The sequence below is a fragment of the Bradyrhizobium genomosp. I (2014) genome, from assembly GCF_000261685.1.
Lineage (GTDB): Bacteria > Pseudomonadota > Alphaproteobacteria > Rhizobiales > Xanthobacteraceae > Bradyrhizobium.
This window is the reverse complement of sequence record NZ_AJQE01000358.1, coordinates 1-8,047: the sequence shown is the minus strand read 5'-3', so window position 1 is coordinate 8,047 and position 8,047 is coordinate 1. Positions and strand designations below refer to the sequence as shown.

At 61.9% G+C, this 8,047-nt stretch carries 6 protein-coding genes and 1 pseudogene; 6 read left to right on the top strand and 1 reads right to left on the bottom strand.

Annotated features, from left to right (window positions below; all coding sequences use genetic code 11):
- The 3 genes from IC50_RS31525 to IC50_RS31515 all read left to right on the top strand — a co-directional run.
- Window positions 1-996, top strand: a 996-nt coding sequence (locus IC50_RS31525; protein WP_035714449.1) for a Spy/CpxP family protein refolding chaperone, incomplete at its 5' end; no start/stop codon positions are given.
- A gap of 259 nt (window positions 997-1,255) precedes the next feature.
- Window positions 1,256-2,794 carry a type I restriction-modification system subunit M gene (locus IC50_RS31520; RefSeq protein ID WP_035714445.1) on the top strand — a complete coding sequence of 513 codons (1,539 nt, stop codon included), beginning with the start codon at window positions 1,256-1,258 and terminating at the stop codon, window positions 2,792-2,794.
- Window positions 2,791-3,960: a restriction endonuclease subunit S gene (locus IC50_RS31515; RefSeq protein WP_081492562.1), complete on the top strand. Its 1,170-nt coding sequence runs from the start codon at window positions 2,791-2,793 to the stop codon at window positions 3,958-3,960. The genes IC50_RS31520 and IC50_RS31515 overlap by 4 nt, the downstream gene beginning before the upstream one ends.
- 38 nt (window positions 3,961-3,998) lie before the next feature.
- On the opposite strand, the pseudogene IC50_RS31510 reads toward IC50_RS31515, so the two are convergent.
- A pseudogene (locus tag IC50_RS31510) lies at window positions 3,999-4,311 on the bottom strand (HigA family addiction module antitoxin).
- Between the two features lie 149 nt (window positions 4,312-4,460).
- Here IC50_RS31510 and IC50_RS31505 point away from each other — a divergent pair.
- The 3 genes from IC50_RS31505 to IC50_RS31495 form a co-directional block, all read left to right on the top strand.
- The gene (locus IC50_RS31505) at window positions 4,461-4,700 is read left to right on the top strand and encodes a type II toxin-antitoxin system RelE/ParE family toxin (protein WP_271523894.1); all 240 of its coding nucleotides are present in this window, start codon (window positions 4,461-4,463) and stop codon (window positions 4,698-4,700) included.
- A 5-nt stretch (window positions 4,701-4,705) separates the two neighbouring features.
- A complete protein-coding gene (locus IC50_RS31500; RefSeq protein ID WP_035714451.1) occupies window positions 4,706-5,032 on the top strand; it encodes a hypothetical protein in 327 nt (108 codons plus the stop codon).
- A gap of 11 nt (window positions 5,033-5,043) precedes the next feature.
- The coding region (locus tag IC50_RS31495; RefSeq protein ID WP_035714432.1) for a DEAD/DEAH box helicase family protein at window positions 5,044-8,047 on the top strand (3,004 nt) is incomplete at its 3' end.

Below are 8,047 nucleotides of genomic sequence, written 5' to 3'. Positions count from 1 at the left end.
CCGCAGGGCTGGTGGCGCCATCCCGACGGCAGCTACGGCTGGGCCGGCCCGGTGTTCTGGCCGTTCGCGCATGACGATCTCACCACCGCGATCATCTTCGGCGACGCCACCAGCCTCTCGCTCTACGGCTATGGCGACATCTACGCCGCACTCTTCACGCCCTACGCCGCCACCGAGCTTGCCGCCTACACCGTGCCGCAAGGCCGGCGCGCGCGAAAGATCCCGTCCGCGGAAACGCTCTGCGAGGCCAGCGACACCGGCGGCCTGCCGGTCGAGCGCATCGCGAGCGCCGTTGCGCCGAACGAGCCGCAGCGCGCCGCGCTCGACGAGCTCGCATCCGCCTGGCTTGCTGCGCGCGACACCATCTCCACTGCCTGCCCGGCGCAGGCCCCCACGAGTGCGTCCGAGCGCCTCGGCCTGATGCGCGAGCGTCTCGAGGCCATGATCAAGGCAACGGACGCAATCGAAGCGTCGCTTGCGAAATTCGTCGGCCTGCTCAATGACGATCAGAAATCCAGGCTCAACGCCCTCGCCAATGAGCGTCGCGCCGCGCTGGCGTCCCGCCAGCCCAGGGATTCGAAGGATTCGCAGAAGGATGCGGCCAAGGAGGCGAGCAAGGACGCGCAGGCGGCCAAGGCCTGCCGGCCCGACTACGATCCCCGCTATGACGAAAAGGCGCAGCGGCAATACGAGCAACTCGTGCAGCAGCAATGGCCCGCCGCCGACATCGCGTCCACGCTCCACCTCGACGAGATCGCCCGCGCCCGCTTCGAAGTGCTCCAGGACACCACCCTGCGCACGATGCAGACGCTCAGCGCCTGCCCGACAGAGCCCGCCGCGACACCGCAGGCCCGCCTCGCGGCCGTGAAGGCGCGGCTGGCGACAATGCTGGAAGCAGTGGGCAGCGTCAGTGATGCGCTCGACGATTTCGAGTTTGATCTGAGCGACGAGCAGAAGGCGGGGTTCGAGGCGATCGGGCCGAAGCGGGGGGCGTGAGGGGGGCTCACGCGCTTCGGCGCGCCATATCGGAAGACTCGAAGATTCACCGCAAAACAGGACCTCATCCTGAGGGCCCGCGATAAGCGGGCGTCTCGAAGGATGGCCGCAGGCATGCCGCCAGCCACGTTCTTGTTCAATGGGCTGGATTGCGCGCACGTGTCTTCCACAGCACCCGCCATCACCCCCAAAGCCGCACTTCGCATCCCTTGCCTCATTTGCTAATGCACCCACCGGCAAGCGCAAATCGAGGCAGGGAATGCTCACGGGTGAACTCCGTTCCAAGATCGACAATGTCTGGAATGCTTTCTGGGCAGGCGGCATCGCCAATCCGATCGAGGTGATCGAGCAGATCACCTATTTGCTTTTCATGCGCGGCCTCGACGAGGCTCACCTGCTTGCAGAACGAAGAGCCACCCGGACTGGTGAGCCTATGCGGCGAATTTTCCCTGAGGGAAAAGACGGCATCGGCAAAGACGGTGGCATCCCCTACGAGGACATGCGCTGGTCGCGGTTGAAGAACAGGGATCCCGCGACGATGTTTGCCATCGTCTCCGAGCACGTCTTCCCGTTCCTGCGCAACATGGCCGAGGAAGGCACCGCGCACGCCACCCACATGAAGGGCGCGCGCTTCACCATTCCGACGCCGGCGCTGCTCGCCAAGGTCGTCGATCTCCTCGCCGATATTCCGATGGAGGATCGCGACACCAAGGGCGACCTCTACGAATACATGCTCGGCAAGATCGCGAGCGCCGGCCAGAACGGCCAGTTCCGTACGCCGCGCCACATCATCGCGCTGATGGTGGAGATGATGGCACCCAATCCGAAGGACGTTATCTGCGATCCCGCCTGCGGCACCTGCGGCTTCCTGGTCGCAGCCGGCGAATATCTCCGCGACAACCATCCAAAACTGTTTCACGACAAGGCAAGCCGCGATCATTTCAATGAGGAGATGTTCCACGGCTTCGATTTCGACGGCACGATGCTGCGCATCGGCTCGATGAACATGACGTTGCACGGCGTCGAAGACCCGGATATTCGCTACAAGGATTCGTTGTCTGAGGAGCACGCCGGAGACGAAGGTCGCTACAGCCTCGTGCTAGCCAATCCGCCGTTCGCGGGATCGCTGGATTACGAGACGACGGCGAAGGACCTGCTGGCGATCGTCAAGACCAAGAAGACCGAGCTCCTGTTCATGGCGCTGTTTCTGAAGCTGCTGAAGCCAGGCGGTCGCGCCGCGGTGATCGTGCCGGATGGCGTGCTGTTCGGTTCGTCCACGGCGCACAAGGCGATCCGCAAGATGTTGGTCGAGGAGCACAAGCTTGATGGCATTGTGAAGCTGCCGTCGGGTGTCTTCCGGCCCTATGCCGGCGTTTCCACAGCGATCGTTCTGTTCACCAAGACCAATTCCGGCGGAACAGATCAGGTCTGGTTCTACGACTGCCAAGCCGACGGTTTCTCGCTCGATGACAAACGCAACGCGCTGCTTGCGAGCGAGAAGATTGGCCCGAAGGCCGCGCTCGATGGTGACGGGCACGTGAAGAACAATCTCCCCGACATCGCTGCACGCTGGAAGCAGCGTGGCGGTGAAGAGTGCGGCCGGCCGCGAACTGCGCAGAGTTTTTGTGTGCCCAAGGCGGAGATTGCAGCGGCCGGTTATGACCTCTCGATTAACCGGTACAAAGAAGTGGTGCATCAAGCGGAACAGCATCGGCCGCCATTGGAAATTGTCGCGGAGCTGAGGGTGCTGGAAGAGGAGATTGCGGCAGGTCTAAATGAATTGGAGCTAATGCTGTGAACTGGCCTAAGGCTGCGCTCGGAGACCTCTGCGAGGTTGTGTCCGGCGCGACCCCTAAGACTGGCGAAGCGAGATTTTGGGGAGGCGACATTCTTTGGACAACTCCAAAGGATCTAAGCAACCTTGAAACGCCTTATCTGGACAGCCCGCCTCGAACGATAACAGAAGACGGTCTGAAAAGCTGCGCTGCTAGCATGCTACCTGAGAACTCAGTTCTCTTGAGTTCTCGGGCGCCAATTGGACTTGTCGCAATAAATCGAAAGCCGATGGCCACGAATCAAGGCTTTAAGAGTCTTGTGCCGGACAAACGGAGGCTTGACAGTAAGTTCCTCTATCATTGGCTTAGAGCCAATACCGAGTATCTTCAGAATCTTGGAAACGGCGCAACTTTCAAGGAAATTTCCAAGGCCGTCGTAGAGCGGATAGAAATCCCTGTTCCTCCGCATGAAGAACAGCGGCGGATCGCAACGATCCTCGACAAGGCAGATGCGCTGCGTCGTAAGCGCAAGAGGGCGCTTGAGCTCTTTGGTGGTTTGTCTCAATCGATTTTTCTCGAGATGTTTGGACCGGCGCAAAGCTGCGCCGGGGTATTGCGCCCATTGGGTGATGTTTGCGAAGTAATTCGAGATGGAGTCCACAAGACTCCAAACTATGTCGACGCGGGCATCCCTTTCGTCACGGTAAAGAATATCGTGAGCGGTGAGCTGGATTTGACTAAAACAAAGTTCGTAACCGAGAGTGATCATCTCGCGATGACGAAGCGAGTTTGTCCTGAACCTGGCGACTTGCTCGTCTCTAAGGATGGGACTATCGGAGTGCCTTGCGTTGTGCCTGCTGGCGTGCAGCCTTTCAGTATCTTCGTGAGCGTGGCATTGCTAAAGCTTCGGCGAGAACTTGTCGATCCAACTTTTCTGGCCGAGCAGATCAAGACGGAGCCGGTACAGAAGCAAATTCGAGAGAATTCGAAGGGAATAGCAATCCGCCATCTCCATTTGGGTGATTTCGCCAATCTCCAAATTCGCCTCCCCCACATGCAAGATCAGCTCCGATTCAGCGCGTTGGTTTCTAAGGTCCATGAACTGAAGCGGCAGGCGATCCGGAACAGCACGCTCGACGGCGATCTCTTCTCCTCCCTCCAGTACCGCGCTTTCTCTGGGCAACTCTGACCGGACGATCGAGTTCAGCCGCTACACTCCGCCCGGCGTCACGCCGCCGACGTCAGCGGCCTCGCGCGTTCGATCCGCTTGCGGTCGCGGGCCGAATGCATCGCCTCCCACAAGTCGGTCCGCCGCTGTACGTTCAGCCAGAAGTCCGGGCTGTTGCCGAACACGCGGGCGAGAATCAGCGCTGTGGCCGCGGTGACGTTGCGGCGGTCGTTGCAGAGTTCGTTGACGTGCTTGCGCTGCACCCATGGCCTCGGCCAGCGTGCCGTGGGTCAGGCCCATCGGCTTCATGAATTCCTCGGTGAGGATTTCGCCCGGTGTGGCTGGTTTGCGTTTCGTCGTCAGCCGGGTCATGTTCCCCTCCTGCGTGTAGCCGCGATATTTCGGTTGCAGATTGGTAACGTATATGATACCAGATGGTCCGGATAGAAGAATATGTTTTGGAGGGGCGTAGTCCGTTCCGTCGCTGGTTTGACGGTCTCGATGCCCAGGCGGCCTCCGGCGTGACCGTCGCCATCGAGCGGCTGGCTGACGGCAACGTGTCGAACGTCAAATCGATCGGCGAGGGCGCAGCCGAACTGAAAATCAATCGCGGCCCTGGCTATCGGGTCTATTTCGGCTGGGACGGACAGGCGCTGGTCATCCTTCTCGGTGGCGGCACCAAGCGAAGGCAGCGCAACGATATCGACGCCGCGCTTCGCTGCTGGCGGGACTACAAGGCGCGCAAGCGCAGTCAGAGGTGACGACCATGGCCTTGACGAGGGATTTTCGGGACACGGTGCGGAAACGGGCGGAACGCGATCCGGCGTTTCGCGAGGCCCTGTTTCAGGAAGCGGTGCAGGCCTTGCTCGCCGGAAACACCACTGACGGCCGCGCCACCCTGCGCGCCTATATCAACGCGACCATCGGCTTCGAGCGGTTGAGCAAGGTGCTCCGGCGGCCGGAAAAGAGCCTGATGCGAATGTTCGGTCCCGATGGCAATCCGACCGCCGAGAACCTGCTCGGTGTCATCAGCGCACTGCAAACGGAGACCGGCGTGCATCTCGAGATTCGCGCCGTCGCGGACGCGGCCTGACGGCGCGCCCGATGTCCAACTTCACCTTCCTCGCGGCCGAATTCCCCACCGTGCACGAGGCGGCGGCGGAGGCCGAGCGGCAGGCCGCGGTGTCGCCGACCGCCGCGGCGTTCTTTGCCGGCAAGACGGTCGAGGTCGCCGTGAAATGGGCGTTCCGCAACGACCCCGGTCTCAAACTGCCCTATCAGGACAACATCGCCGCCCTCCTGCACGAGCCGAGCTTCCGCAAGGTCGCGGGCGACGCCGTGTTCGCCAAGGCGCGCTACATCAATACGCTGCGCAACCGTGCGGTCCACGAAGAGCGCCGCATCAGCCCCGGCGACGCAACGGGCGCGGTGAAGGAGCTGTTCCACGTCTGCTTCTGGTTTGCCCGGACCTACGCCAAGGCCAAGCCGGCGGACGGCCTCGCTTTTGATCCGTCGGTGTTGTCGCGCCGCGATGAGGTGCTGAAGAAGGCGTTCGTCCAGCTCAAGACGCAGCAGGCCGAGCTCGATGCGAAGAACGGCGAACTGACCAAGCTGCTGCTCGACAACCAGAACCTCGACGAGGAACTCAAGAAGGTCCGCGCCGAGGTCGCCGCGGCCCGCAAGGCGGCGGAAGCGAAGCCTGATCGTCACGACTACAACGAGGCCGAGACGCGGGATCGCTATATCGACCTCCTGCTGCGCGAGGCCGGCTGGGCGCTCGAAAGCCCTGATGATACCGAGTTTCGCGTCGAGGGGATGCCGAACAACGAGGGCATCGGCTTCGTCGACTACGTGCTTTGGGGCGCGGACGGCAAGCCGCTGGGCCTGGTCGAAGCCAAGCGGACCCGCAAGGATGCCCGCGCCGGCCAGCAGCAGGCAAAACTTTATGCCGACCGGCTGGAAGCGCGCTACGGCCAGCGGCCGGTGATCTTCTGCTCCAACGGCTACGAGCACTGGATCTGGGACGACACGAGGTATCCGCCGCGCCAGATCGGCGGCTTCTACAAGCGCGATGAGCTGGAGCTTCTGATCCAGCGTCGCGCCAGCCGCAGATCGCTCGCCTCCGAGGCGATCAACCGCAAGATCGTCGAGCGGCCCTATCAGCACCGCGCCATCCGCTCCATCGCAAAACATTTCGAGGAGGACGGCGAACGCAAGGCTCTGCTCGTGATGGCGACCGGCTCCGGCAAGACACGGACGGTGATCGCGCTGGTCGACCTGCTGATGCGCGCGGGCTGGGTCAAGCGCGTGCTGTTCCTCGCCGACCGCGTCGCGCTGGTGAACCAGGCGGCCGGCGCCTTCAAGGCGCATCTGCCGGACTCAGCTCCGGTCAATCTCGTGACCGAGCGGACCAGCGAGGGCCGCGTCTTCATCTCGACCTATCCGACCATGATGGGCCTGATCGATGGCAAGCAGGAGGGCAAGGCCAGGTTCGGCCCCGGCCATTTCGATCTCATCGTCATCGACGAGGCGCATCGCTCGGTCTACCAGCGCTACCGCGCCATCTTCGAATATTTCGACTCCTTGCTCGTCGGTCTCACGGCGACGCCGAAGGACGAGATCGACCGCAATACCTATTCGCTGTTCGACCTCGAGGATGGCGTTCCCACCGACGCCTATTCGCTGGAGGAGGCGGTCGCCGAGGGGCATCTCGTGCCGCCCAAGACGATCTCGGTGCCACTCAAGATCGTGCGCTCCGGCCTGCGATATGACGACCTGTCCCCCGAGGAGAAAGACCAGTGGGACATGCTGGAATGGGGCGAGGACGACGTTCCCGATACCATCGAGGCCGCGGAGGTCAACAAGCGTCTGTTCAACGAGGAGACGGTCGATCTCGTCATCGCCCACCTCATGCAGAACGGCCTCAAGGTCGAGGGCGGCGACCGGCTCGGCAAGACCATCGTCTTCGCCAAGAACGAGGCGCATGCGAAATACATCGAGACGCGGTTCAATGCCGCCTATCCGGCGCTGGCCGGCCATTTCGCCCGCGTCATCACCCATCAGACCGGCGCCTATACCCAAAGCCTGATCGACGATTTCTCTAACAAGGCTAAGGCCCCGCACATCGCGATCTCCGTCGACATGCTCGACACGGGCATTGACGTGCCTGAGGTCGTCAACCTCGTCTTCTTCAAGCCGGTGCGATCGAAGACCAAGTTCTGGCAGATGATCGGCCGCGGCACGCGGCTCTGCCCCGATCTGTTCGGTCCCGGCCAGGACAAGGAGTTTTTCCGGGTCTTCGACTATTGCCAGAATATCGAGTTCTTCGGCGCTAATCCTGAATTGAAGGAAGCGAGCGCCGCCCGCTCGCTGTCAGAGCGCTTGTTCGCTGGGCGCGTCGATCTGGTCCGAGCCCTCGACGAGAAGCACGCCAAGGCGGCCGGCTTCGCCGCCGGCGAGCAGGCTTCCTATGAGTCGGGTGACGACGCGCCGCCGAGCGAGCCCGAGATTCGCGCGTCTGCAGCGAAAACCCTGCAGGACATCGTTGGCGGAATGAACGAGGACAATTTCATTGTCCGTCAGCACCGCCGTTCCGTGGAGAAGTTCCGCGAGCCGAACGCTTGGGAAAGGATCGACGACGAAAAGCGCAAGGAGTTGGTCGACGAGGTCGCGCCGCTTCCCTCGAGTCATATGTTGGGTACCGAGGAGGCCAAACGCTTCGATCTTCTGATGTTCCAGCTCGAGCTGGCGCTGCTCAAGGGATCAAAGCGCTTCGACACGCTCCGGAAGCAGTTGCTGGAGATTGCTTCCGCCTTGGAAGAACAAACGGCCATTCCGGCCATCGCGCAGCATGCCGAACTGATCGAGGACATCCAGACCGATCAGTGGTGGGAGGGCGTAACTGTGCCGCTCCTGGAACTCGTGCGCTTGCGCCTCCGTGATCTCGTCCAGCACATCGAGAAGGGCAAGAAGGCGCTGGTCTATTCGAATTTCGCCGACGAGATTGGGGAAGGCGTCGAGCTGCAATTGCCACAAGTCGGTGAGGCCGACTTCGCCCGCTTCAAGACCAAGGCCCGCCATTTCCTGCGAGCGCATCAGCATAATATCG